We start from the raw sequence: 24,104 nt of genomic DNA, 5'->3' as shown, positions 1-24,104 counted from the left end.
GTCCGGTGGCACGGTTCAGCGCCGGGCCACCGGACGGGTTCGGGCGGTCAGATCGCGGTGAGGGTGAGGGTCGCGGAGTAGGTCCCCGCGGCCGTCTCGGTGGGCAGGCTCAGCCGCAGACCCGCACCCAATTGCGCGGTGCCCCGCCCGGCACCGCCCGGCGCCGCTCCCAGCACCGCACTGCTGCCCAGTCCGCCGCCGGCTCCGACGACGTACGGGGCAACCTGCGGACCAGCGACGACGCCCTGCCCGGAGCCCTGGGCGATCACCCGAGGGGTCCAGCCGAGGTAACCGGAGCTGAACGTCACACCGCTCGGCCCGGCGAAGTCCGCCGGGATCTGTCCGGAAGCGCTCCAGCCCGGTCGGCCGGCTCGGGTGTCCGTGACCGTGACCGGGCGGAGCTCACCGGTGCTCTCCCACCGGTCACCACCCGCGGTGAGCTGCGCGGGTGGCAGCACCACCGCACGGTCGTCCGGGTTGACACTGATCACCAGAGAACCCTGCGTCTCGTCGATCGACGCGGTGATCGTCTGCGAGGTGCCCGGATCCTGCGGCGGGAACGCCACCCACAGGGCCACCGGTTCGCTGGTCGCGACCACCTCGTGGGCGTCGCCGTACAGCTTGACCACGTACTCGCAGGCGTTCAGCTCCCGGGTGGCCGTGAACGAGTAGCTCGCACCCGCCTCACCCGCGATGATGGCCCAGTCGTCCGTGCCGGGGCACCTGCTGAACCAGTGGTAGTGGTCCAGCTCGGTCTGCGGTGTCTGCACCGCGTTGAGCGTCACCGTGTCGTTGGGCTGGTACTCATCGGCCATGCCGCTGATCGACAGGCTGACCTGTGGCCCACCGCCGGACAGCTCGCCGACGACGAATGAGTAGTCGACCGGCCCGGTACTGACCGTCGTGCCGCTGGCCAACGTCGCGTCGGCCTGGAACTTCAGCGTGTAGCTGCCCAGCGCGCCGAACGCCCAGTTCGAGTGCGCGTGGGTGTGCACCGGCACGTCGATCGCGTCCGGCAGACCGTCGTCGGAGCGGAACTTCATGATCGGACCGCCGAACGAGTCCTGCGTGAACAGCGTGACGGCACCCGGCCCTTGCACATCGACCAGGCTCAGCCGCACCTTGTTCCCCTCGAACACCCCCGTGTTCAGGGTCGTGGTGTTCCAACCCGGCCAGAGCAGATCCGGGTCCTGGGTCAACGGCAGGAGCCAGACCTGACTCCCCGCCGGCCCGAGGAAGGCGAACCGAGGATCGTCCGGTACGACCATCGCCGCCTCCGGCAGAACCTGGAACGTCACGTCCGCCGGGTCCCGCGTCACCGAAGGGCTGACCGTGTCGTCGTTGACCTTCAACGACAGCGCTCCACCCTCGTAGTGCACGTCGAGCGCGTCGGTGTGCCCCTTGGACAACACCACCTTCTCGGCCGCCGACGCAGCGGTCGGCGCCAGCACCGTGCCGGCGACCACCACCGCCCCGGCAACCAGGGCCGCGAAACCGCGAGCCCTCAGAATCGCATTCATACCTCCCCTTTCAGCACCGCGCGGATCTGCGCGCGGTGGTACATGTGGTGACATCACCAGGACGCCTTGCGCACTCCGGGCAGCTCGCCACGTAGTGCCAGCTCGCGGAACCGCACCCGGGACAACCCGAACCTGGTCAGCACCCCGCGCGGGCGGCCGTCAATCTGGTCGCGCGAGCGCAGCCGCACCGCACTGGAATCCCGGGGCAGCCGGCTCAACCGGCGCACCGCCTCGGCGCGTACCTCCGGGTCGCTGTCCGGATGGGTGACCAGCCGCTTCAGCTCCGCCCGCGTCTCGGCGTGCCGGGCTACCAGTTCCTCGCGGCGGGCCTGCCGATTGACCAGGCTCTTCTTGGCCATCAGCGGGCCTCGCGGAACTCGACGTGCCGGCGGACGACCGGGTCGTACTTGCGCAGGACCAACCGGTCCGGGTCGTTGCGGCGGTTCTTGCGGGTGACGTACGTGTAGCCGGTGCCGGCGGTGCTGCGCAGCCGCACGATCGGTCGCACATCGGTCTGGCGGGCCATCAGAGCTTCACCCCTCGGGCGCGCAGCTCGGCGACGACCTTCTCGATGCCCTTGCGGTCCACGGTCTTCAGCGCCTTCGTCGTCAGGGTGAGGCTGACCCATCGCCGTTGCGACGGCAGCCAGTAGCGGTGGTTCTGCAGGTTCGGGTTCCACCGACGGCGGGTGCGCCGGTGGGAGTGGGACACGGCGTTGCCGAAGCTCGGCTTCGCGCCGGTGACGTCACAACGTCGGGACACAGTGAACGCTCCCTTGCTCAGGTTGAAAGATAACGACAACGGTTTTCAGTTCTACATCACCCGTTCGGTCAGACCCACCCCGGGTCGTTGCCAACAACCTCAGCCGGAGCCTGTCGCGCCCCTGGGGACCGCCATTCACCTCGCCAGCCTCGTGTGGCTAGAATGACAATCGTTTTCAGTAACTGCCGAAGGAGTGCCATGTCGTCGTCACCGCAGGCCCCGACCCACGTCGTGACAACGGACGCTGATACCCGCCCCTCGTTGACGGTGCTGTCCGGGTTCTGGCCAGCGGCAACCTTCGCCGTCGCCCGGGCGCTGCTAGCCGCCGACGAGTCGCTGCTGCTGGTGCGGCACGACCTCACCGGGATCCGCGACGGCGTCGTGCGCCGGGTGGTGCGCTCCAGCTCAGGCATCATCGAGGACGAGCAGGTCAACCTGAGGCACGGCTGCATCTCCTGCACCCTGCGCGAAGACGTGCTGCCCACCCTCGTCCGACTCGCCCGCAACCATCCCGGCCGAGACCTGGTGCTGATGCTGCCCGAAGTGGTGGAGCCAGAGGCGGTCGCCGCCGCCTGCGCCCACTGCCTCGTCGACGGCGCACCAATCACGGAGCTCATCCGCGTCGACTCCTACGTCACCGTCCTCGACGCCGAACACCTGCTCGACGGCCTCGCCAGCACCGACGACCTCACCGCACTCGGCATCCAGGCCGCGGACGACGACGACCGCGCGCTCGCCGACGTCGTGGTCCGCCAGATCGAGTACGCCGACACCCTGCTGCTCTGGGGCCAGTCCCGAGAAGGCGCCTTCGACACCAGCCGGCTGTCGGTCCTGCTGCAGCGCATGGCGCCCTGGGCGGTGCACCTCCGCGTCGACGGTGACCTCGTCGACGCCAGCACGCTGACCCGCCAACTGCGTCACACCCACCGGCACCGACCGGAGACCCCCGGGCTACTCGCCCGCGGCCTGCAGGGCTACACGCTCGGCACACACGAGCCGGCATCCGACTGCGGCGTGGTCTCCGCCGTCTTCCGCGCCCGCCGCCCGTTCCACCCGCAACGCCTGCACGACGTCCTGGAAGACGTCAACGCCGAGATGATCCGCTCCCGAGGCCACCTCTGGCTGGCAAGCCAACCCGACACCGTGGTGGCCTGGGAATTCGCCGGCGGCGGCCTGGCCATGGGCTCGCTCGGACACTGGCTGGTGAGCCTGCCCGAGGACCGCTGGGAACACGTCGAAGACCAACGCCGCCTCGCCGCCGCCCTGGAGTGGGACCCCTACTACGGCGACCGCCACCAGCATCTGGTCTTCATCGGCCTCGACGTCGACCCCGTCGAGCTGCACAGCACCCTCGCCCGCTGCCTGCTCACCGACGCCGAACTCGCCGACGGCGAAGAAGCCTGGCGCACCTATCACGACCCGTTCGCCGGCTGCTTCCCCCTCCACACCGAGGAACTGGCCGACACCGATATCGACACTGAAGGAGCGCAACCCGAATGAAGCCCGGAATCCACCCCGACTACCGACCCGTCGTCTACCGCGACAAGAGCGCCGACTTCGCCTTCCTCACCCGCTCCACCGCAACCAGCGACCAAAGCATCGATTGGACCGACGGCAACACCTACCCCGTCATCGACGTCCAGATCTCCTCCGCCAGTCACCCCTTCTGGACCGGAAAGCAGCGCCTGCTCGACACCGCCGGCCGAGTTGAGAAGTTCCGCCAGAAGTACGCCCGCCGCGGACCCCAGAACACGTAACCATCTGGGGTGCTGGTCGACTGGACCGACCGGCGCCGCAACTGGTCGACGTCGAGCGGCACGACCGGGAGTGGTACCTAACGGTCGACCGCGACCTGGCAGCCCTCGGCAACTGGGCTCGCGGTCGACCGGCGGCGCCGGCGCCGGCGGGTCGCTTTCGCCATCGCCCGGTCGCGCCGCTGCGCTGACATCCCCACTGAGACAGCGGCCCTGCGGGGACGCTCGGCGCTCCGGCTGGCCGCGCCGAACACCCTCGCCGGGGGTCTGACGCCCACCGGGCATCGCCGCCCCGTCGTGGCGCTGCTGGTCGGACGCTGTGGGTCACCAGGACCACCTGGTCCGTCCGGACTCCTCAGCAAGGGCGCTGAGCAGCCCGGTGGTGATCGTCAATCATCCACCATGGGGTGATTGCGCGACATCGCTACGACGATCCTTCCGGATGCGCGACACCGGGTTTCAGCGCCGCGACGGTGACCCGGACCGCGGTGGTCAGGGTCAGACCGTTACCGGCTACCCGGGCGGGCCCGAGCGCTCGGGCGGCATCGGTAGTCGCGGCCTGGACACGGTCGGCCGGGATGTGCGGCAGCAACGCAACGCACGTGCGCCGTACGACCACATTCACGTCATCCAGTGGTCGACGTCGCGGAAGCGACTCTCGACCTCGTGCTCGGGTGACCGCAATGACGGCGCAGCCGGCTGCCGTCATGGTCGCGGTGATGGCTTCGTCGTCGGCGAACGGGGCCGGGGGCCAAGCAGCAGGTCGAGATTTCTCCGCCGGCAGGTGGGCCGCGAGGGCGTCCATGGCGGCGACGAAGACCGGGTCCTGGGCGGCGGAGGCGCTGACCCGGACGTCGACGTGGGTCAGGCCAGCGCGGGCGACGCGTCCGCGTAGCTGCTCGTCGGTGACGCGACCCGCGGCCAGGACGGCGTTGCGGCCAGCATGTCAGTGGCGCATCATGGTTCCCGATCGCTGCGCCACCGGGTGACGTCGTCCGAGGCCAGGGTCGTCGACATGATCAGACCTGAACCGAACCGGCATGGTCGTGTTCGTGCAGGTCGCTCAAATCCCAGCTGGGGAACGGGTCGGGCAGGGCCCGCCAAGCGTGCTGTCCGGCGGCGATCTCGGTGTCGGTGAGCAGGCAGGCGATCAGGGCGGCCCGCAGGCCCTGAGCGTCCAGGTCGATACCGATGAGGACGAGTTCCTGCTGCCGGTCCCCGAAGACCGGATGCCAGCGGGACTCCAACTCGAACCGCTCGTCGGGATCCTCGGGCCACTCTCCGGAGACCACGACGGGCACGCCGACCGGATCGCACCGGCCTGAAGGGCCGGCCTGCGACCACAGTGCCTGCACGTCCGGGCGGCTGGCCAGCCACAGGAATCCCTTCGACCGCACCACACCGAACACGTCCAGCCCGCCGGCCAACAGATCCCACAGTCGCTGCGGGTGCAGAGGCCGGTGGTCGCGGAAAACGATGCTGGAGATGCCGTACTCCTCGGTTTCCGGCACGTGCCCGCCGTTGAGCTCGGCGACCCAGCCCGGCGCCGTCTCGGCACGCTCCAGGTCGAAACGGCCCGTGTGCAGGATCTCGGCCGGGGCCACCCGGCCGTGCACGGCACGGACCTGTCGGGCGGCCGGATTCAGGCGGGTCAGCAGGGCCTCGACCACCGCCAGATCCTCCGGGGTGACCAGGTCGGTCTTGTTGACCACCAGCACGTCGGAGAATTCGATCTGGTCGACCAGCAGGTCGGAGATGCTCCGGTCGTCTCCTTCGTACGCGGCCAGCCCACGCGCCTCGAGGGTCTCCCCCGCCTCGATGCGGGCCAGCAGGCCCGCAGCGTCGACCACCGTCACGGTGGTGTCCAGCCGAGCCAGGTCGTCGAGGACCTGCCCGTCCTCCACACCGAAGGCGAACGTCGCGGCCACCGGCATCGGCTCGGAGATGCCGCTGGACTCGATCAACAAATAATCGAAGCGACCGAGCCGGGCCAGCCGGGCCACCTCGTCGAGCAGATCATCGCGCAACGTGCAGCAGATGCAACCGTTGGTCAGCTCGACCAGCCGTTCCTCCGTCCGCGACAATGCCCCGCCGTCACGCACCAACGCGGCGTCAATGTTGATCTCGCTCATGTCGTTGACGATCACCGCTACCCGCAGCCCATCACGGTTGGCCAGCACATGGTTGAGCAGGCTGGTCTTGCCCGCGCCGAGGAACCCGGACAGCACGGTCACCGGCAGCCGGCCCGTCACGGCTGATCCACCACCTGACGCCCCTTGTACAGGCCGCAGTGCGCACAGGCGCGGTGCGGCACCACCATCTCCTTGCGCGGACACGGGCAGGGCGTCAACTGCGGCACAGTCGCCTTCCACTGCGCGCGACGGTGGCGGGTGTTGGACCGGGACATCTTGCGCTTGGGCACGGCCATGACGGATCTCCTCACCGGGGTGTCAGCTAGATGCTAATGGTTCCCGTTTTCGGTTAGAGCTCGGGGGCCTGGAGACTCACCCCGCATGACCTTCCGGCTGGACACGCCGGCCCGGCGACCCGGCGGACGGACCAGTGGCGGTGGGGGCGGACCCGACGTGAAGAGGCCGTTGACCGGACAGAAATCTGTTGCTGGCTGCGCCCAGGCACGCCATGCGGACACCGAAGACCGCGAGGCAACCGCGGGTACCGCACTCCGCTGCGGACCCGCCCGACGGGTGGGCGGCCTCATCAGCGAGGCACGTTTGAGAGCACACCCAGACCTGTTGGCCGCAAGAGCTCTGGCCGGCCCCGTGGAAGCCGGCCGGCGCGGCGCCAGGATCGGACGCCGTCGACGCGACGCGGCCCTGGGTCACCCCATCTTGAGGCGCTTGGCTACCACGGACCAACCGGGGCCGGGTTCTTCCGGACTTCCCGCCCTGGCCGGCGTGAGGAAACGATCCGTCGATCGCTCAGCGAACGCACTCGGCACACGTGCCGAAGATCTCCAAGGTGTGACCGACGTCGACGAACCCGTGCTGTGCGGCAACCTGGTCGGCCCACCGCTCCACAGCCGGGCCGGCTACCTCGACCGTGCGCCCACAGTCTCGGCAGACTAGGTGGTGGTGGTGTTTGCTCTGGCTGCACCGGCGGAAGAGCTGTTCGCCGCCCGGTAGTCGAGTCGAATCGATCTCACCGGCATCCACCAGCAGCTGCAACGTCCGATAGACGGTGGTCAGGCCGACGCCCGCCTTACGCGCCAGCAGCATCTGGTGCAGTTGCTGCGCCGAGTGGAAGCCCTCCACCTCGCGCAACAGCGCCAGCACCTCTGCCCGCTGTCGGGTGTTCCGGGTCACATTCGGCATCGCCTGGTTCACCGTGGCCGCCATCCTCCCGTGATTTCGGGCGCCGCCGGCCTACCGCTTCCGGCACGTCGCCTCGCTGCCCATCGGACCATTATGCGTCGTCGCGCATGAACGCCGCCGCGCTGTCTCCCGACCCCACCTGTTTGCCGTTGCGGGGCAGTGCGGATCAGCCCGTGGCGGGAGGAGCGCGACCCACCGGAGCGCGGTAATGAAAACAGGAACGAGTGCCGATAGGGCAGCATAAGCGACAGGGCGGTAACGCCGATGGAACGCGGTCTCCGCAGGCGACCTGCTGGGCGTTGCCTGCGCGGCGTCGGCCCGTCCGGTGGAGTCGGTCCGCTCGACGTCACCAACGCCGTTCGCTCGGCATGACACCCGCGCCACCCTGCTGGCACGCGGCGGTCGATGAGCGAGGATTCGACGCCGAATTACCCGCGGCGTGACCATGGCCGATTGTGGTCAAGGAGCCGTCCTTCGAGGCCATGGCGGCCGACCTCGCCCTCACGCAATCTGAGCCGGCGCACCTCCGCCGCGCTCCTCGCACGCTGGACGTCCCGGCGACCCCGCTCGCTCTGCCCAACGGCGACGGCACCCTCGCGCCACGCCTGCCACCGCGAGGGCTCTTCGAGGGCCCTTTTCCCGGTTCTGGTCTGAGCGAAAAGAGACTGGGCAGGAAGCGGCAATTGCGCTGGCCGAGAGCTTCTGGCGCAGGCGATTAGCCCCTACAGTTTCGGGATGCCGACACACCGCGCTCGATACACTCACATCGCTGTTGATGGTGGTGAGCGAGCCAGAGGTCAAGGCACGCAGGTTGCTCTACGCCGACGCCAGTACGGGTAGGCGATCAAGCTGACGCCGTATCCACATGCCAGAGCAGAGAAGGGGGCGGCGTGGCCGCATCCGAGCCCACCACCTCGTCGAGCACCAGCACAGCCGCCGACGCGCCCGTCGACGCAGACGGCACGCCGCCAGGCCTCGACGTTGCTCAGCACGACCACGGTCACCGGCCCCCTTCTCTCTTCGCCGGCCGGATCGGCTCGGTCGAGATCCTCGCCGCCGTGCTGGTGCTGCTCATCTTCCTGCGCGACCCCCTGGCGGGGCTGCTGTCCGCGCCGTCGCTGGCGACCTGGACGACGGTGTTCGTCTCGGTGATGGTGCAGGCCGTGCCATTCCTCGTCTTCGGGGTGCTGCTCTCCGCCGTGATCGCGGTCTTCGTACCCCGCTCGTTCTGGGCCCGGGCCCTGCCGAAGCACCCCGCCCTCGCCGTGCCGGTCGCCAGCGCCGCCGGGGTGATCCTCCCCGGCTGCGAGTGCGGGGCCGTGCCGATCGCGGGCTCCCTGATCCGCCGCGGCGTCACACCGGCGGCGGCACTGGCGTTCCTGCTCGCCGCGCCGGCGATCAACCCGATCGTTCTCGTTGCCACGGCGGTGGCTTTTCCCAACAACCCCGAGATGGTCCTCGCCCGCGCGGTCGCCAGCCTCGTCGTCGCCATGATCATGGGCTGGCTCTGGCTGCGCCTGGGCCGCGCCAACTGGATCCGACTCCCGCGTCGGCCCGACCTGGACGGGCTCCGACGCGGGGAAGCGTTCTGGTCCGCCGTACGGCACGATGTCGCCCACGCCGGCGGGTTCCTCGTCATCGGCGCGATGGCCGCAGCCACCATCAACGTTGTCGTCCCCGAACAGTGGCTGCAGACCCTCGCCGACCAGCCGGTGCTGTCCGTGCTCGCCCTGGCCGGGCTCGCGGTCCTGCTGTCAATCTGCTCCGAGGCGGACGCGTTCGTCGCCGCCTCACTGTCGCAGTTCTCCCTCACCGCCCGGCTGGCCTTCCTGGTGGTCGGCCCGATGGTCGATTTGAAACTCATCTCCATGCAGGCCGGCATCTTCGGCCGTCGCTTCGCCGCCCGATTCGCGCCAGCCACCTTCACGGTCGCCGTCGCGGTCGCCGTCATCACCGGGATGGTGCTGCTATGAACCGGATGGCCCAAGCCTGCGTCATGATCTTCTTCGGAGCCGCAGTCCTGCGTGCCAGCGTCACGGACCTCTACCTGCGCTACGTCAAGGAAGGGCTGCGACCGTTCCTCATCGTCGCCAGCCTGCTGCTGATCGCCGCCGCAGTGATGACCCTCTGGTACGAGCTGCGTCCCCACGACGACACGCCTGAGGACCGGAACAGCCCGAACGACCCCGCCAGCGGGAATCGGCGGCAGAGCGCCGAGCAGAGCACGAGCGGGTCAACGACGGAAGATCTCCACGACGAACACGCCCACCACGAACCACGAGTCGCCTGGCTGCTTCTCCTTCCAGCCCTCGGCCTGCTGCTCGTAACCCCACCCGCCCTCGGCTCGTACGCCGCCGGCCAAGCCGGCACCGCACTGACCGCTGAGCAGGACTTCGACTACGACTACCCTCCGTTGCCTGCCGGCGATCCGGCGACGACCACAGTGTTCGACTACGCCGCCCGAGCCCTGTTCGACAAGGGCCAGTCGATCGGCAACCGCAGGGTCCAGCTCACCGGCTTCATCACCCCGGGACCCAACGGGCAACCGATCCTCGCCCGCATGATCCTGTCCTGCTGCGCCGCCGACGGCCGACCCGTCAAACTCGGCATGGCCGGCAACCCGCCCACCGGCCTAGCCAACGACACCTGGATCCAGGTCACCGGCCGCTACACCGACCGTGTCACCCACGACCCCATCAACGACGAAGAGATCCCCTATATCGACGTCGAATCCTGGCGACAGGTGACCGCCCCCAAGGACCCGTACGAGTAGTCGTCCCGCACCGCCGGGGACGACGCTGCGACGAGTACGGCCGCCGGAGCGCCGCAGACACTGCGCGCTCCGGTTAAAAAACCCGACGAGCACGTGCGAGCGAGATCGTCTTCCTACTAGCGCTACGAGAGCGGCCGCAGCCGCGCGGCCCCGCTAGGTTGCGCAGCGCGGGCGATCGGTCACCCGCCCGAGCCTTCTGCCGCGCCGTCGGGAGTGAAGGCGCCACCACCGGGACCGGTGTCCAGGTAGACATGTTGATGGCCTTGGCCGGCATCAATGTTGATCTGATCGAGCTGGGTGGCCGCGACGGACCAGGCGGCCGCCGCTTGAACTGCCTGCCGCTTCGCCAGTTCGGTCAGAACGGCCCGTTGAGTGGCCGGCCCGGTAACCGCGAGGAGATACGACTCGACCGCCAGGGACGCCTGCTCCACGGCGCTACGCAGCCCTCCACGCGCCACATTGGTTGCGGTAGTGCCCGACGGAGGGTCCGCGAACGGCTCCGCCGCCCGCAGCATGGTCTGTCGCCACTGCCGGGCCTGCTCGGGGCCTGGCTGCCCACTGGGGGGCGCGTCCGCCCGCAGGGCGGTGAGAATGGGAGAAATCTCCTCACGAAGACGGCGCGCCGTTGCCGTCAACTCGACTATCTGCTGACTGTCGCGCTTCGCCTCGGCCTCGCGAATGTCAGCGACAGCCGACTCGACGCCATCCGGTCGATTGGCCGTGTAACCGGCGGCGCCTCCCACCAGAACAGCCGCGAGCCCAATCGTCGCGACGACGACAGCGACACGCGCCATCCGGCGGCGGCTCGTGTCAGGAGCGGACAGCTGATAGGAGGGCTTACCGGTACGGCGCGACACGACATCCCCTTGCGTCGATGAAAGCCTGGACGCAGCCTAGTCCTCCCGTCCGATCCCAGTCGATACCCAGCATGGATCGTGCAACCGGTGCCCGCGACACAAGGCGGCCGGCACTGGTGTCGCGGCCCAGACGAACGCGGCTGAGCTCGAACTGGCGCTGACACGCACCCCCCGAGCTCGGATTGCATCACGTGGTGCAGGCGCCGCCTCGGCGGCCGTCATCCCTGGGGTGCGTGCCCGGGCACGGATCGCCCGTCGGGTGTGATTGCCATTGGGTGAGGTCCACCGCTCAGCGCGGCCAGGGCGGCGGCGACGGGCGCGAGGTCCGCCTTGATGTAGGTGGTGGTGGCGGGTCCGCGGCGGTCGGTGTGCCCGGTGGCAGCCACGCTCGGGCGTCCCGCCAACCGGTGGTCGCGGCCTGCCCATCATCGCCGCCCTCACCACCAACTGGGGCTTCTTCCCCTTCGGTGACGGCACAACCGTCTGGGCCGCAATCGAGGGCACCAATCAGTGATCTGTCGCTGAGCGTACTCACGGTGGGAGCGATCAACCATCGGCGGACGACCCGTCCCGACGTCGCGAAGAGGGCGGCAATGGCCGGCGGGCTCGGTGGAGAGCGCCGAACCAGGCAGGCGCCTCCCGGGACTCGTCGAAGGCACGCGCTATAACGACATCGGTCGATGAGTGCAACAGGATAGAGATCACGATCGTCAGGGCTACGAGGTGAAACACCTCGTCGCCGGCAGCAATGCCAGACTCCAGGACCAGCAGCCCGTAGACGACGGAGGCGAAACCCTTCGGCCCGAACCACATCGCCGCGGCTTGTTCCCTGGCGCCGAGGCCGGAACGTAGGAACGAGATCCACAACGCGACCGGTCGGGCCGCGAAGATGGCCAGCACCGCGAAGACCCAGCCGGTCCACGAGATCTCGCCCAGGAACCGTACCGAGATCAGCGCGCCGAAGACCAGCAGCGCGGCGAGTTTCAACAGCTCGGCGATGTTCTCGCCGAAATGCTCGAACGCCGCCCGTTCCCTCGGCCCGAACGTGGCCACGGTGATCCCGGCGGCGAACGCCGCCAGGAACAGGTTTCCGTGCGTGAGCTTGCCCAACGCCAACACCAACAGCCCGATCGCCACCCCGTTCAGCGGCGCGTACGCAGCGGACGCCGCAAGCCAACGGGTCCGTTCCAGAGCGATTGCCAACAGCGGCACCAGCACGCCGATGAGCAGGCCTACCGCAAGTTCGCTGGCAATCTTTGCCAGGTGCAGGTCATCCGAGCCTGCGGCCAGAGCCACCAGCAGGACCACGAACGGGAGGGCCAGCCCGTCGTTGACGCCGGACTCCACGTTGAGTAGATGCCGTAGGCGGGCCGGCACCTTGTCATTGCCCACCAGCGCCGCCGCGAACACCGGGTCGGTGGGAGCCAGGATTGCGCCGATCAGCAGCGCCTCCGGCCAGCCCAGGCCAGCCACGAAGTGGGCCAGTAGCGCCGTGATCAGCAGGGTGAGTGGCAGGCCCCAACCCAGCGCCCGACCGGGTAGCCGCCATGCCGAACGCAGGTCCGCCCACCCGACCCGCATCCCATCGGTGAAGAGCACCGCGAACAGGGCAAGCTCCGCGAGCTGCGCCACGATGGGGGAATCGGAATGCAGGTGCAGCAGCCCGGTGGTGTCCTCGCCGAGGATGAACCCGGCAACCAGGAACAGCGCCGCAGTGGACAGGATGGTGCGGTGAGCCAGCGCCGAGAGCAGCACCGCCACCAGGAGGACAACGGAAAACGACAACAACAGCATCGGTCACGCTCCACAGACGTACGTCATGAGGAAGTTGACCACATCGCGGCGTCCCAATACCTAGCCCGCATGGTCGAGCACGTCATCGAGGCTGCTGGCGTCACCAAGTCTGTTGCGGGGGATGACGCTGAGGCAGATGGTTCAGCATCACCACCGGACCCTCGGGGTCGATGGCGAGAAACTTCTTCAGATCCCGTCCGGTCGGGTGACGGGACATACTGGCCGGTGCCTACGCCGACCGGGGGTTATCGCGGACAGCCATCGTGGTGGTGCCGCTGGTCGAGCTCTTCTTAGCCTGCCAGAGCCAGCGGCCATCAAGCTCGACCTCGAGCGAAACTGAGAGTGGCGAACTATCGTGGCCGACGGCTGGCCGGGCCGACTGCCCGTCCAGGTGCAGGTCCGGGTTCCCGACGGTACGGAATCCACCTATTACCACTGCACGGCCGGTGCTGCATCGCTGGCCGGCGCCATTGGTGCGGGACTGGACCGTCCGCCGCGCCGAGTTGGACCTCACACCCGAGGGCGGGGACCGGGTGGCGGGCTGAGCCCGGCTCGGCGCTATCCTCGGCAGGAGGCACCGCCAGTGCCCGCGGCGGTGGGGCCCGCCGCCCCCGGCTGTCGGGGACAACCGCGGCGTAACGCCGCCAACGGTCCCTACCAGAGCCACGCTGACTGGTAGGAGTAGACCCGTGGGGCCCGATCAGCTGCCCACCAACCCCGACGTCGACCTGCGCGTAGCGCGGCAACGCGCCGAGCTGCGGCGCGGCACCCGCAGCCTGCTCGCCACCATCGCCGCCGGCGGCGTGCTCGGCGCCGTCGTCCGCTACGGACTCAGCGTGGCCTGGCCCCACGCCCCCGGCGAGTTCCCGTGGTCCACCTTCGTCACCAACGTCACCGGCTGTCTACTCATCGGCGTGCTCATGGTCCTGATCACCGAAGCGTGGACCGCGCACCGCCTGGTGCGTCCGTTCCTCGGCGTCGGAATCCTCGGCGGCTACACCACCTTCTCCACCTATGCCGTCGACATCCAACAGGCCGTCGCCGCCGGGCACCCTCGCATCGCGCTGGTCTACCTCGCCGGGACCCTCGCCGCCGCCCTCGCCGCGGTCTACACCGGCATCAATCTCACCCGCCTGGCCACCGGCTCGCGCCCCCGGCGAAAGGAGCACCGATGACACGGCAAGGCCCCGCCGCCCGCCTCACCATCTTCATCGGCGAGGACGACACCTGGCAGCACAAACCGCTCTACCACGAGATCGTGCACCGCGCCCACCGCGCCGGGTTGGCCGGCGCCAGCGTGCTGCGCGGCATCGAAGGGTACGGCGCCTCTTCCCGGGTGCACACCACCCGCATCCTGTCCCTGTCCGAGGACCTGCCCATCGCCGTGATCATCGTCGACACCGAGGACCGCATCCGCGAATTCCTGCCCCAGCTCGACGAACTGATCACCGAAGGACTGGTGATCCTCGACCCCGTCGAGGTCATCCGCTACACCGGCCGCAGCGCGCCATGACCGTCATCCTCCTCGCGCTCGGCGCCGCCTTCGGCGCACCCCTGCGCTACATGGTCGACCGCGCCGTGCAGGCCCGCCACGATTCCGTGTTCCCCTGGGGCACCTTCGCGGTCAACGTCATCGGCTCACTCATCCTCGGCGTGCTCATCGGCGGCGCCGCCCACAACGCGGTGCCCAGCCCACTGGTCACCCTGCTGGGCATCGGCCTGTGCGGGGCGCTGAGCACCTACTCCACCTTCGGCTACGAAACCATCCGGCTGTTCGAAGACGGTGCCCGTTTCTACTCGCTGTTCAACGCCGCTGTCAGCGTCGTCGCCGGACTCGGCGCCGCGTTCGTCGGGGTCAGCCTCGCCGAGGCGATCTGGGCCTGACCGGCTCTCCCTGAGCGGTGGGGCAACCCGGATGGCGAGTTCGCTGCTGGCCCATCGGTGTGCTACTCCGGCCGGTGTGGGCGACCAGGGTGGCGGTGCGGAAGTACGGGTTGCGGCCGAGCTACCCCGTCTCCGGCTCCCCGGTGATCCCGGACCGCGCGGCCCAGGCGTGCAGGGCGTCGTGGTCACCGGCCGCGTTCAGATTGAGCGCCGCTTCGATCAGCGCGAGGTGGGTGAAAGCCTGCGGGTAGTTGCCCAGGGCGGTGCCGTCGCCGGCGAGCTGTTCGGTATACAGACCGAGCGGTCCGGCGTACGACAGCAGCTGGTCGAACAGTGCGCGTGCCTCGTCGTGGTGTCGCTCATGTCGGTTGCCGCGGCACGCGTAACGCTGCGGACAGGCAGATCAGGGCGGCCATGCCTCTAGTTCTAGCCCAACATGTGGGCAAAACCGGTCAACAGGAAAATTTCAACCGGCTTTGCTCGTCCGGCCGTTCTACCCTCATGTTCACTGGAGGGGCTCTGCGGGTAACTGAGCCCATGCCGTCATTCGGTGGCACGGCCAGAGAACGCTTACCGAAGGCTGAGTCGAAGCGGCTGCACCGCCGAGTGTGGGACACAATCCAGCAGCGTCTGCAGAACAATCTGCTCGTGGCGGCGCAGGCGGGACTGGCCGCGACTCTGTCGTGGGTGGTGGCCCGGGAGGTGCTCAACAATCCCCAGCCGACGTTCGCTCCGGTCGCGGCGGTTGGTGTCATAGCCGCCGCGCTGGGCAACCGCTTCCGCCGCGCCATCGAGCTGATCGTCGGCGTGGTGCTCGGCATCGCGATCGGTGACCTGCTCATCATCCTGCTGGGCACCGGACCCCTGCAGACGGGAGTGATTGTCTTTCTGGCCGTCGCCACGGCGGCGGTCCTTCGCGGTAGCGGAGCGCTGCTGGTCCAGGCGGGGGTCACCGCGGCACTGGTCGCCACGCTCACTCCTACCGCGCCTGACCTGGAGTTGCCCCGGACGCTCAACGCGCTGGTCGGCGGGTTGGTCGGCCTGTTCGTGGTGCTGGTGCTGGCACCGCTGCACCCGCTGCGGGCTGTCCGTCGGGTCGCCGACCCGGCGCTGGACCGCTTCGCCCGCGAGATGACCGCTGCGGCGCGTGCCCTCGCCCGCGCCGACGCCGATCAGGCCGAAGAGGTGCTGGACCGGATGCGCAACGCCGAGCCGGACCTCGACCATCTCCTCGAGGTGGTCAGCGCGGCGGACGAGGTGGTGCGGCTCTCCCCGCCGTGGTGGAGACGGCGCCGGGTTGTCAACGCCTACCGTGATGGCGTCCAGCATATGGAGCGGGCGTTCCGTAACAGCCGGGGCCTAGTCCGCCGGATCAACACCGCTGTTCGGGACGAGGAACCGGTGCCGCCGGAACTGCCGGCAGGTATCGAACTCTTCGGCGAGGCCGTCCGACTGCTGAACCGTGAGTTCCTCGCCGCCCGAAAGCCGGTGCGGGCCCGGGAGCGGGCCCTCGCGGCGGCACGCGAGGCCGGCCGTGCCTACCGGCAGGGCCTGGGCTTCTCCGGGGGCATCGTGGCCTCCCAGCTGCGGGCCGTCGCGAGCGATCTGCTCCGGGCCACCGGCGTGTCCCGGGCGGAGGCCCGTCGACTGATTCGGCAGGCAGCCGACGGATGATGAAGCAGGCACGCGCGGGACAGGTCCACCCGTACGACGAGCACCGGCAGGCACATCCTCGCTGCGGCAGGCACCCCGACCGTCGTGGGGGCAGGTTACCCCTCGACAGCCTGGGTAGTCACCGGCATGGTTTCGTCGCCGCGAACCACCACCCGGAGCCGACGGTGACTCCCTGGTGGTGGGTCCCTCTGGTGGCCGTGCTCTGGCTGACCGTCGGCCTGCTCACCGCAGCTTGGTTCGTGATGCGGGCCGGCCATCGCCACCGGCTGTGGTACGTCGTCGGTGGGTTGCTTGGCCCGCTGTTCGTTCCGATCGCAGTGGAACGGGGACGGGCCGACGCGACAGTGGTCGACGTGGCCCACCGGCCGGCGGTCGAACAGGGCACGGGCCTCAGAGTAGCCGTCGGCGTGGACGGGTCACCCGATTCTGATCGGGCACTGCGCGCGATCGCCCGGGCCCTCAGCCGCACCGCCAGTGAGCTGGTGCTCGTCACGGTGACGAGCCCGGATCTGGTGGGCGAGGACGTCGGGGTGGCACAGCGAGCCGCCCGACGCATGCTTGAGGAGCGCGCCGAGGCGCTTCCTGAAGACTTGCCGCCGCCGACATCCGAGATCCTCAGCGGCCACCCGGTGGACGCGCTGCTGGCCGCCGCCGAGTCGCACGACGTCGATCTGCTGGTGGTCGGCCGGCACGGCCACGGGATGCGGGAGCGGCTGCTCGGCAGCGTGGCCGAGGAGTTGTCCCGCCGTTCCTCCCGCGCCCTGCTGCTCGGCAGCATGCCCGACCGGTGAAAGAGACGTTCGCCGTCAACTGGACGGGTGACGCACCACCGCGACGGGACACGGCGCGTGGTGCAGCAGGGAATGGCTGACGGAGCCGAGCAGCAGTCCGGCGAATCCGCCCCGGCCACGCGCTCCGACCACCACGAGTTGCGCGTCCCGGGCGGCGTCGAGCACCACGGCCGCAGGCTGTCCAGTATTGGCCAACCGTTCCACGGCAACGTCGGGATGGCGGCCGGAGTAGCGGTCCACGGACTCCGCCAGCAGCCGGGACGCTGCCCTGTCCGGCTCGCCGCTTCCAGGACCGCCGAGCGGGCCGGCGCTCGCGTAAACCGCCCGCACCGTTGCCTGCCGCCAGCTGGCCTCCTTCAGGGCAAAGGCGAGAGCGACATCCCCGTGCGGTGAGCCGTCCACTCCGACCACGACCGGCCCGCGTGCGACAGGTTCACCCCGTACGACGAGCACCGGGCAGGCGGCGTGCGGGGTGACCCCCACCGCCACCGAGCCGAGCAGCAGCCCGCTGAAACCGCCGAGGCCACGGTTACCCACCACGATCATCTCCGCCGTGCGCCCTTCTCTGATCAGCACCGGCGCGGCGGCACCATCCACCACCACGCCGGTCACGTCGATCTCGGGAGCCTGGGCGCGGGCTTGGTCGACCGCCCGCTGGACGATGCGGTTGGCCTCGTTGGCCAATCCAGCTTCCGGTGGGCCCGCCTCCGGCGGGCCGAGCGGCACGTTGAACAGTGGCCAGATGAAGGCGTGGACCACCCGCAGTGGCAGACCTCGCCAGCTCGCCTCCACGGCGGCCTGGCGTACCGCGCGATCCGCCTCTGCGGACCCGTCCGTACCGACGACGACCGACACGCGCTCGAGTTCCATCGACGCTCAGTCGCGGTGCGGCATCGGGAAGCCCGCCACCACAATCCCGTACAGCAGGTGGTCAGCGGTCAGGGCCAACTGTTCGTGGACGTCGGTCAACCGCTGGTCGATGCGCAGTGCGGGCGCGATACCCGCCTGGAAGACGGCCAGCAGGGCAATGCCGAAGAGCGGACCCACCCACAGCCGGTGTCGCAGGTGGGTGGGAAGCATTCCGAAGGCCACTCCGGCGCTAAGCCCGTACCCCCAATGTGCCACAGCCAGCAGAGCTGGGTGGTGACTGGGGTGGAATCGGTCAAGCAGTCCGGGTGCGAGTTTCTCCAGCACGGACTTGGGTGGGGAACTCTGCACCAGGTTCAGCGAGGTGGTTGCCTGCCGCAAGCCCGACATGGCCATCGCCGCGACCACTCCGCGCGTGCCGGTCCTCACCATCGTGCCCAGGTTGAACTCCAGCTTCATGGCCACTCCCGGACGGCAGGTGGAACGGACCCGGTGGCATACCCCCTGGCTGCGCCGGGAAACCAGGCAATCCGTGACTGCTCAGCGGCTACGGGCGCGGTTGCCCGGTCGCGAAGTTCTGGTGCACGCTGCTCTCGCCGGCGAGCGGGTACTCCTGGCCGTGGATGATGACGGTGACTGGTGGGGCTGCGGTGGGTAGTGCGTACACCGAGACGACCTGGTGGTCGCAGTGGATGCGCAGCCAGTGCCCGCGATAGCGCAGGTCGAAGTCGAGGTGGGTGAGGGTGTCCGGTAGTTGTGGGTGGAGGTGGAGCGCGTCGTCGCGGGTTTCCAGGCCGGTGTAGCAGCGCTGGAGGATGTCGGCGGTGCCCGCCATCGCGCCGAGGTGGATGCCCTGGCGGGTGGAACCTCCCTGGACGTCGGAAAGGTCGGTGGCGAGTGCGTCACGCAGGAGGTGCCAGGACTGGGTGCGGGCGGAGCGGGCGAGGACCCAGGAGTGCACCACACGGCTGAGGGTCGAGCCGTGGGTGGTCCGGGCGAGGTAGTGGTGGACGGTGGCCGGGATGGTCGCGGGGTCGAAGTCGTAGCCCAATCGGTGCAGGAGCCCGGTGACCTCTTCAGCGCTGAGTAGGTAGAACAGCATCAGGACGTCCGCCTGCTTCGACGTCTGGTAGCGGTTGGTGTGGTCGTCCTCGGCCTCGAGGATGAGATCGAGGCGGCCGACGTCGCCGTACCGGTCGCGATATGCGTCGAGGTCCAGCTCGTCGAGGTCGGCGAAGCCCTCGAACTGGCTGATCAGGCCGTTGGGCAGGAAGGGGACGTACAAGCGCCGGCTGAGGTCGTCCCAGCGGGCGACTTCTGAGTCGTTGACCCCCAGGCGCTGCCACAGGTCGTCGGTGTGGTGCGCGCCGAGGATCCGGTAGGCGTGGGCCGCCTTGGCGAGCGTCCAGGCGGTCATGATGTTGACGTAGGCGTTGTCGTCGATGCCTGATCCTGGACGGTCGGGGTAGCCGTCGTGGAATTCGTCCGGGCCCATCACTGCCCGGATGTGGTAGCGGTCCTCCTGAGGGTCGTGGTCGACGATGGCCGCCCAGAACCGGGCGACGTCCACGAGGAGTTCGGCGCCGTACGTGGCTAGGAAGTCGATGTCGTTGGTGGCCTGGTGGTATTGCCAGACGTTGTAGGCCACGGCCAGGTTGACGTGGTGCTGTCGCCGGGAGTTGTCGGGCATCCACCGCTGGGAGAGCGGGTTGTGGAACCAGCCGGGTGTCTCCTCGCGGCCGTCACTACCGCTCTGCCACGGAAACAGCGCGCCGCCCAGACCGCGGGCGCGAGCGAGTCTGCGGGCCTGGGGCAACCGGCGGTGCCGGTAGAGCAGCAGGGCCCGGGTCAGCTCGGGGGTACGCAGGTTGAGCAGTGGAAAGACGAACAACTCGTCCCAGAAGACGTGTCCCCGGTAGCCTTCGCCGTGCCACCCCCGTGCGGGCACGCCCGCGTCGGCGTCCGCCGTGTGCCCGGACAGTGTCTGCGCTACGTGAAACAGGTGCACGTTGAGGGCCCGCTGTTCGCGCACCAGGTCGCGGCCACCGATGCGGAGGTGGAAGCGTCGCCAGAGCTGTTCCCAGGCCAGGAGGTGGGCATTCCATAGGGCGGGGAACGGTGGCGCGGTTGCGATCTCGCCCAGCGCCGCGTCGAGCGGTTCGGAGATGGCTCGATCCCGGGACGTGAACAGGGCGACGGTCTTGTCGATCACGACCGGCGTTCCCAACGTCACGGCAAGGTGGACCTCCTGGCCGACATATCCGGGGCCGCTGAGCTGGTGGCGGGAAACCGGCTCGCCATGTTGGTAGAGGACGGTGCGGGCGGCCTCGGCGATCCGGATGCGCGACTGCGTCGTCCGTACGGTCAACCAGCAGGTGTCCCCCTGGTGTCCGGTGGCACAGTCGGTCAGGTGGTGCCGGGCCAACGCGCCGTACTCGGCGACGTTGTCGTTGGTGACGCGGGCGTCCAAGAGGCTACGGACGTGCAGCGGTCCCGACCAGTCCAGGGCGGTGAGGGTGGTACGGAGACAGGCCACGTGCGGACGATCCATCGAGACGATCCGCTCCTGGACGACGCGGGTGCGTCGACCGTGCGGGTCCCTGACCACGAGATCCCGCTGTTCCGTGCCCTGCCGCAGGTTGAGCGCCACGTGGTGGTGCGCGACGTGGAACACCGCGCGGGAGAACCAGGGCCCGTCCGGGTGGCGGAACGTCAACGGTAACCAGTTGGGTAGGTTGACCAGGCTCTCGTCGACCCGGCGGCGACCATCGACCTCGGAGGTCAGCCGGTTGTAGAGTCCGGCGAGGTAGGTGGCGGGATAGTGCACGCCGTCGGCGGTGGCCTCGGTCGCCGCGCCACGGGTCACCTGATAGCCGTTGCCCAGCGCCAGCAACGCCTCCCGGGTTCCCTCGTCGGCGGCCTCGAAGCCCTCGTAGCCCAGCAGCCACTCGTCCTCGGGCAGGCGACACAGCCCACACGGACGGTCAGCCGTCGTCGGATCCGGCGAGGTCACATCAGGTGCCGTCGTAGTCGCTTGTCGATCGCGACCACGGCTGCGGCGGCGACCCCGACCGCGAGGATGCGCAGCCAGACATCGCCGCCGATCGGCGCGGTGTTGAAGACGCTGTTCATGACCGGCAGGTAGGTGATAGCGAGTTGGGCGACGGCCTGCAGTGCTACACCGGCCAGGATCCACCGGTTGGCGAAGAAGCCGACGTGCCATGCCGAGTGGACCAGGGACCGGCAGCTGAACAGGTAGAACGTCTCCACCACGACGAAGAGGTTGAGTGCCGCGGTGCGTGCTTCGGCCACATCGGCACCTCGGTCCTGCTCCCATTGGAACAGCCACCAGGCACCAGCGACGAGCAGCGCGGCCACTAGCACGATGCGGACCACGAGAGCGCCGGTCAGCAATGGTCGACGGGGGTCACGCGGCGGTCGCCGCATGATGCCGGCCTCCTTCGGCTCGAAGGCGAGCATCAGGCCGAGCAGGACGGCGGTGGTCATGTTGATCCACAGAATCTGCGTCGGCAGCAGCGGCAGGGTGGCGCCGAGGACAATGGCCACGAAGATGACCAGTCCCTCACCGAGGTTGGTCGGCAACGTCCAGACAATGAACTTGGTGAGGTTGTCGAACACCCCGCGGCCCTCCTCGACCGCGGCCTCGATGGTGGCGAAGTCGTCGTCGGTGAGCACCATGTCGGCGGCCTCCTTGGCCACCTCGGTCCCGCTACGGGCCATGGCTATCCCGATGTTCGCCTGGCGCAGGGCCGGGGCGTCATTGACGCCGTCGCCGGTCACCGCGACCACGTGGCCGCGCTGCTGGAGCGTCTCGACCAAGCGCAGTTTCTGCTCCGGTGACACCCGGGCGAACACCGTGGCGCGGTCCACCGCCTCCGGGAACCGTTCGGCGGACAACGCCTCCAGGTCTCTGCCGGTGAGCACCTCCCCTTCGTGATCGTCGCCAATTACGCCGAGCTGGGTGGCGATGGCGGTGGCCGTCGCCGCATGATCCCCGGTGATCATCTTCACGCCGATACCGGCGGTGCGACAGGCCCGCACCGCAGGCGCGGCGGCGCTCCTGGGCGGATCCAGCATGGCCTGCAGGCCGGTCAGGCTCAGGGTGCCGGGCAAGTCCTCTTCGTCGAAGCCGGCGGACTCGCCAGCCGGACGCACGGCCGTCGCGAGGACCCGAAGTCCTCGGCCGGCCAGCTCCTCCGCCGCGCGGAGGACCGCCTCGGCGTCCAGCGGGCGACGGTTCCCGTCGGCGCCCATCTCGGTCCGGCACATCGACACGATCCGCTCCACGCTGCCCTTGACCAGCACGACCTCCCGCCCGGAGTCGCGTTCGCCATGCAGGGTGGCCATGTACTGCCGCTCAGAGCTGAAGGGGATCGTGGCGGTACGCGGACATTCGGCCTCGAACCGATCGCGGTCGATGCCACCCTTCCCGGCGGCCACCAACATCGCGCCTTCGGTCGGGTCTCCGGCGAGGATCCACTCGCCGTCCTCCTCGCGTAACCGGGCGTCGTTGCAGCCTGCACCCGCGAGTAGGGACCAGTGCAGCGACTGGGTGGTCGCCTGGCCGGCCGCGGCGCCCGAATCGTCCCGGATCTCCCCTTCAGCCCGATAGCCCGAACCGGTGACGGTGAACTCGCCGTCCGCCGTCCACACCGCCCGAACCGTCATCTGGTTCTCGGTCAGCGTGCCCGTCTTGTCGGAGCAGATGACCGTGGTGCTACCCAGTGTCTCGATCGCCGGCAGGCGGCGGATCACCGCCCGCCGCCGCGCCATCCGCGTCACTCCGATGGCCAACGTGATGGTGACCGCCGCCGGCAACCCCTCGGGGATTGCCCCCACCGCCAGAGCGATAGCGGCCGTGAAGGTGTCGGCCGCGTCCTGCCCACGCAGCACACCGACACCGAAGGTCACCCCGGCCAGGGCGAGGATGGCCACCGTCAGCACCTTGCTGAACCAGGCCAGCTTGCGCGTCAACGGAGTCGCCAGCGTCTCGGCCGCGCCCACCAACCGGTGGATCTGCCCCAACTCGGTCTGGGCACCGGTGGCCACCGTGACGCCGGTACCACTGCCCGCCGTCACGAGTGTGCCCGAATAGACCATGTTGCGCCGGTCCGCCACCTCGGTGATGTCCGGCAGTTCCGCCTCGTCCTTGGTCACCGGAACCGACTCACCGGTCAGCGCCGACTCGTCCACCCGCAATTCGGCAAGGCGGACCAGGCGCAGGTCGACCGGCACCTTGTCGCCCGCCTCCAGCACGATCAGATCGCCGGGGACCAGTTCGTCCGAAGAGATCATCCTCTCCCGCCCGTCGCGCACCACCCGCGCCTCGGTGCGCACCATCGACCGCAGGCTCTCCAGGGCGGATTCCGCCTTGGACTCCTGCACGTACCCGATCGCCGCGTTGACCAGCACGACACCGAAGATCACCGCCGAATCGACGTACTCGTCGAGGACCGCCGTGATCACCGCCGCCGCCACCAGCACGTAGATGAGCGGATGATGGAACTGTCGGAGAACCCGCCGCAGGACCCCGCCACCGCCGGCGGCAGGCAGCACGTTGCGTCCGTACCGCTCCAAACGGCGCGCGGCCTCGTCCCCGCTCAACCCACGGCGCGGGTCCGTCTCGAGCACGAGCACCACCTCGTGGGAGGCCATGGCATGGTGCCCGTCCCGGCGAAAAGTCCCAGTCGGCTCTCCAGAGCTCACCCTTACCTCGCCATGGGGGATCGGAACCCACGCCGCCTGCTCCGGAGCGGGTAAATCTGACCTTCGGGGCCGCCGAGCTGAGGCCGGGCAGTTGATGAAATCTTCGGCCAAGCCGACGGCGGTCGACCACGAAACCCCGAAACGGCGCGAAAGTCGTCGTCGGGCTCACCCCGCACGTCGTCTTCCTGCTGCGGGCCGACCGCCGGTGGATCAGGATCGGCACAGTACGTCCCGCACACCCGATCACTTCACGCCGGAGGTGTGGTGCCCCACCGCTGCCCCACCGCGGACACCTCAACCTGGGATCGGAAGATCGGTCAGCTGCTGTCGGAGCTGGAACGGCACCTGCCGTCGAGCATCTGCTAGCGT

At 69.2% G+C, this 24,104-nt stretch carries 23 protein-coding genes; 10 read left to right on the top strand and 13 right to left on the bottom strand.

Features of this window, described 5'->3' with window-relative positions:
- Positions 1 to 47 precede the first annotated feature (47 nt).
- The 4 genes from ACIBF8_RS26680 to rpmB are packed head-to-tail and all read right to left on the bottom strand — an operon-like array spanning position 48 to position 2,282.
- A complete protein-coding gene (locus ACIBF8_RS26680) occupies positions 48 to 1,520 on the bottom strand; it encodes a choice-of-anchor M domain-containing protein (protein ID WP_396786530.1) in 1,473 nt (490 codons plus the stop codon).
- A gap of 53 nt (positions 1,521 to 1,573) precedes the next feature.
- Positions 1,574 to 1,879: a 30S ribosomal protein S14 gene (gene rpsN, locus ACIBF8_RS26675; protein ID WP_396786528.1), complete on the bottom strand. Its 306-nt coding sequence runs from the start codon at positions 1,877 to 1,879 to the stop codon at positions 1,574 to 1,576.
- Entirely contained in the window at positions 1,879 to 2,046 is a 168-nt protein-coding gene (gene rpmG / locus ACIBF8_RS26670; protein WP_013287204.1) for a 50S ribosomal protein L33, read from the bottom strand. The genes rpsN and rpmG overlap by 1 nt, the downstream gene beginning before the upstream one ends.
- Positions 2,046 to 2,282, bottom strand: coding sequence for a 50S ribosomal protein L28 (gene rpmB, locus ACIBF8_RS26665; RefSeq protein ID WP_203118037.1), 237 nt, complete (start codon positions 2,280 to 2,282; stop codon positions 2,046 to 2,048). Before rpmB ends, rpmG begins: the two co-directional genes overlap by 1 nt.
- A gap of 198 nt (positions 2,283 to 2,480) precedes the next feature.
- Between rpmB and ACIBF8_RS26660 the strand changes: the two genes are divergently transcribed.
- From ACIBF8_RS26660 to ACIBF8_RS26650, 3 genes are all read left to right on the top strand, one after another.
- Positions 2,481 to 3,782 carry a CobW family GTP-binding protein gene (locus tag ACIBF8_RS26660; RefSeq protein ID WP_396786527.1) on the top strand — a complete coding sequence of 434 codons (1,302 nt, stop codon included), beginning with the start codon at positions 2,481 to 2,483 and terminating at the stop codon, positions 3,780 to 3,782.
- Positions 3,779 to 4,039: a type B 50S ribosomal protein L31 gene (locus ACIBF8_RS26655; RefSeq protein ID WP_396786525.1), complete on the top strand. Its 261-nt coding sequence runs from the start codon at positions 3,779 to 3,781 to the stop codon at positions 4,037 to 4,039. The genes ACIBF8_RS26660 and ACIBF8_RS26655 overlap by 4 nt, the downstream gene beginning before the upstream one ends.
- 439 nt (positions 4,040 to 4,478) lie before the next feature.
- Entirely contained in the window at positions 4,479 to 4,931 is a 453-nt protein-coding gene (locus ACIBF8_RS26650; RefSeq protein ID WP_396786524.1) for a hypothetical protein, read from the top strand.
- 124 nt (positions 4,932 to 5,055) lie between these two features.
- Here ACIBF8_RS26650 and ACIBF8_RS26645 read toward each other — a convergent pair whose 3' ends face one another.
- From ACIBF8_RS26645 to ACIBF8_RS26635, 3 genes are all read right to left on the bottom strand, one after another.
- Positions 5,056 to 6,288: a GTP-binding protein gene (locus tag ACIBF8_RS26645; protein ID WP_396786523.1), complete on the bottom strand. Its 1,233-nt coding sequence runs from the start codon at positions 6,286 to 6,288 to the stop codon at positions 5,056 to 5,058.
- A complete protein-coding gene (gene rpmF, locus ACIBF8_RS26640) occupies positions 6,285 to 6,464 on the bottom strand; it encodes a 50S ribosomal protein L32 (protein WP_278153539.1) in 180 nt (59 codons plus the stop codon). The genes ACIBF8_RS26645 and rpmF overlap by 4 nt, the downstream gene beginning before the upstream one ends.
- Positions 6,465 to 6,975: 511 nt before the next feature.
- Positions 6,976 to 7,392, bottom strand: coding sequence for a Fur family transcriptional regulator (locus tag ACIBF8_RS26635; RefSeq protein ID WP_203118058.1), 417 nt, complete (start codon positions 7,390 to 7,392; stop codon positions 6,976 to 6,978).
- Positions 7,393 to 8,258: 866 nt separating this feature from the next.
- Between ACIBF8_RS26635 and ACIBF8_RS26630 the strand changes: the two genes are divergently transcribed.
- Positions 8,259 to 9,341: a permease gene (locus tag ACIBF8_RS26630; RefSeq protein WP_396786522.1), complete on the top strand. Its 1,083-nt coding sequence runs from the start codon at positions 8,259 to 8,261 to the stop codon at positions 9,339 to 9,341.
- Positions 9,338 to 10,141 carry a TIGR03943 family putative permease subunit gene (locus ACIBF8_RS26625; protein WP_396786521.1) on the top strand — a complete coding sequence of 268 codons (804 nt, stop codon included), beginning with the start codon at positions 9,338 to 9,340 and terminating at the stop codon, positions 10,139 to 10,141. The genes ACIBF8_RS26630 and ACIBF8_RS26625 overlap by 4 nt, the downstream gene beginning before the upstream one ends.
- Before the next feature lie 179 nt (positions 10,142 to 10,320).
- On the opposite strand, the gene ACIBF8_RS26620 is transcribed toward ACIBF8_RS26625, so the two are convergent.
- Positions 10,321 to 10,998: a hypothetical protein gene (locus ACIBF8_RS26620; protein ID WP_396786520.1), complete on the bottom strand. Its 678-nt coding sequence runs from the start codon at positions 10,996 to 10,998 to the stop codon at positions 10,321 to 10,323.
- A gap of 546 nt (positions 10,999 to 11,544) precedes the next feature.
- On the bottom strand, positions 11,545 to 12,792 hold the full coding sequence (locus ACIBF8_RS26615; protein ID WP_396786519.1) for a cation:proton antiporter: 1,248 nt from the start codon (positions 12,790 to 12,792) through the stop codon (positions 11,545 to 11,547).
- Positions 12,793 to 13,481: 689 nt separating this feature from the next.
- Here ACIBF8_RS26615 and ACIBF8_RS26610 point away from each other — a divergent pair.
- The 5 genes from ACIBF8_RS26610 (at position 13,482) to ACIBF8_RS26590 (ending at position 17,141) form a co-directional block, all read left to right on the top strand.
- Positions 13,482 to 13,967 carry a fluoride efflux transporter FluC gene (locus ACIBF8_RS26610; RefSeq protein WP_396786518.1) on the top strand — a complete coding sequence of 162 codons (486 nt, stop codon included), beginning with the start codon at positions 13,482 to 13,484 and terminating at the stop codon, positions 13,965 to 13,967.
- Positions 13,964 to 14,305 (top strand): DUF190 domain-containing protein, encoded by a 342-nt coding sequence (locus ACIBF8_RS26605; protein ID WP_396786517.1) that lies wholly within the window; start codon positions 13,964 to 13,966, stop codon positions 14,303 to 14,305. Before ACIBF8_RS26610 ends, ACIBF8_RS26605 begins: the two co-directional genes overlap by 4 nt.
- Entirely contained in the window at positions 14,302 to 14,676 is a 375-nt protein-coding gene (crcB, locus tag ACIBF8_RS26600; RefSeq protein WP_396786516.1) for a fluoride efflux transporter CrcB, read from the top strand. Before ACIBF8_RS26605 ends, crcB begins: the two co-directional genes overlap by 4 nt.
- Positions 14,677 to 15,324: 648 nt before the next feature.
- Positions 15,325 to 16,350: an aromatic acid exporter family protein gene (locus ACIBF8_RS26595; protein WP_396786515.1), complete on the top strand. Its 1,026-nt coding sequence runs from the start codon at positions 15,325 to 15,327 to the stop codon at positions 16,348 to 16,350.
- A gap of 191 nt (positions 16,351 to 16,541) precedes the next feature.
- A complete protein-coding gene (locus tag ACIBF8_RS26590) occupies positions 16,542 to 17,141 on the top strand; it encodes a universal stress protein (protein ID WP_396786513.1) in 600 nt (199 codons plus the stop codon).
- Between the two features lie 15 nt (positions 17,142 to 17,156).
- Here the strand turns inward: ACIBF8_RS26590 and ACIBF8_RS26585 are convergent, their stop codons facing one another.
- The 4 genes from ACIBF8_RS26585 to ACIBF8_RS26570 all read right to left on the bottom strand — a co-directional run bounded on the left by ACIBF8_RS26585 (position 17,157) and on the right by ACIBF8_RS26570 (position 23,684).
- On the bottom strand, positions 17,157 to 18,011 hold the full coding sequence (locus ACIBF8_RS26585) for a universal stress protein (protein WP_396786511.1): 855 nt from the start codon (positions 18,009 to 18,011) through the stop codon (positions 17,157 to 17,159).
- A gap of 6 nt (positions 18,012 to 18,017) precedes the next feature.
- On the bottom strand, positions 18,018 to 18,467 hold the full coding sequence (locus ACIBF8_RS26580; protein ID WP_396786510.1) for a hypothetical protein: 450 nt from the start codon (positions 18,465 to 18,467) through the stop codon (positions 18,018 to 18,020).
- 88 nt (positions 18,468 to 18,555) lie between these two features.
- Positions 18,556 to 21,021, bottom strand: a complete 2,466-nt coding sequence (locus ACIBF8_RS26575) for a glycoside hydrolase family 65 protein (protein ID WP_396786509.1) — start codon at positions 21,019 to 21,021, stop codon at positions 18,556 to 18,558.
- Complete coding sequence (locus ACIBF8_RS26570; RefSeq protein WP_396786508.1) at positions 21,018 to 23,684, bottom strand: HAD-IC family P-type ATPase; 2,667 nt, start codon at positions 23,682 to 23,684, stop codon at positions 21,018 to 21,020. Before ACIBF8_RS26570 ends, ACIBF8_RS26575 begins: the two co-directional genes overlap by 4 nt.
- Between the last annotated feature and the right edge of the window lie 420 nt (positions 23,685 to 24,104).

It is taken from the genome of Micromonospora sp. NPDC050276, assembly GCF_044459545.1.
GTDB lineage: Bacteria > Actinomycetota > Actinomycetes > Mycobacteriales > Micromonosporaceae > Micromonospora.
Note: the sequence above shows the minus strand (reverse complement) of the source record. Positions and strands in the feature narration are given on the sequence as shown.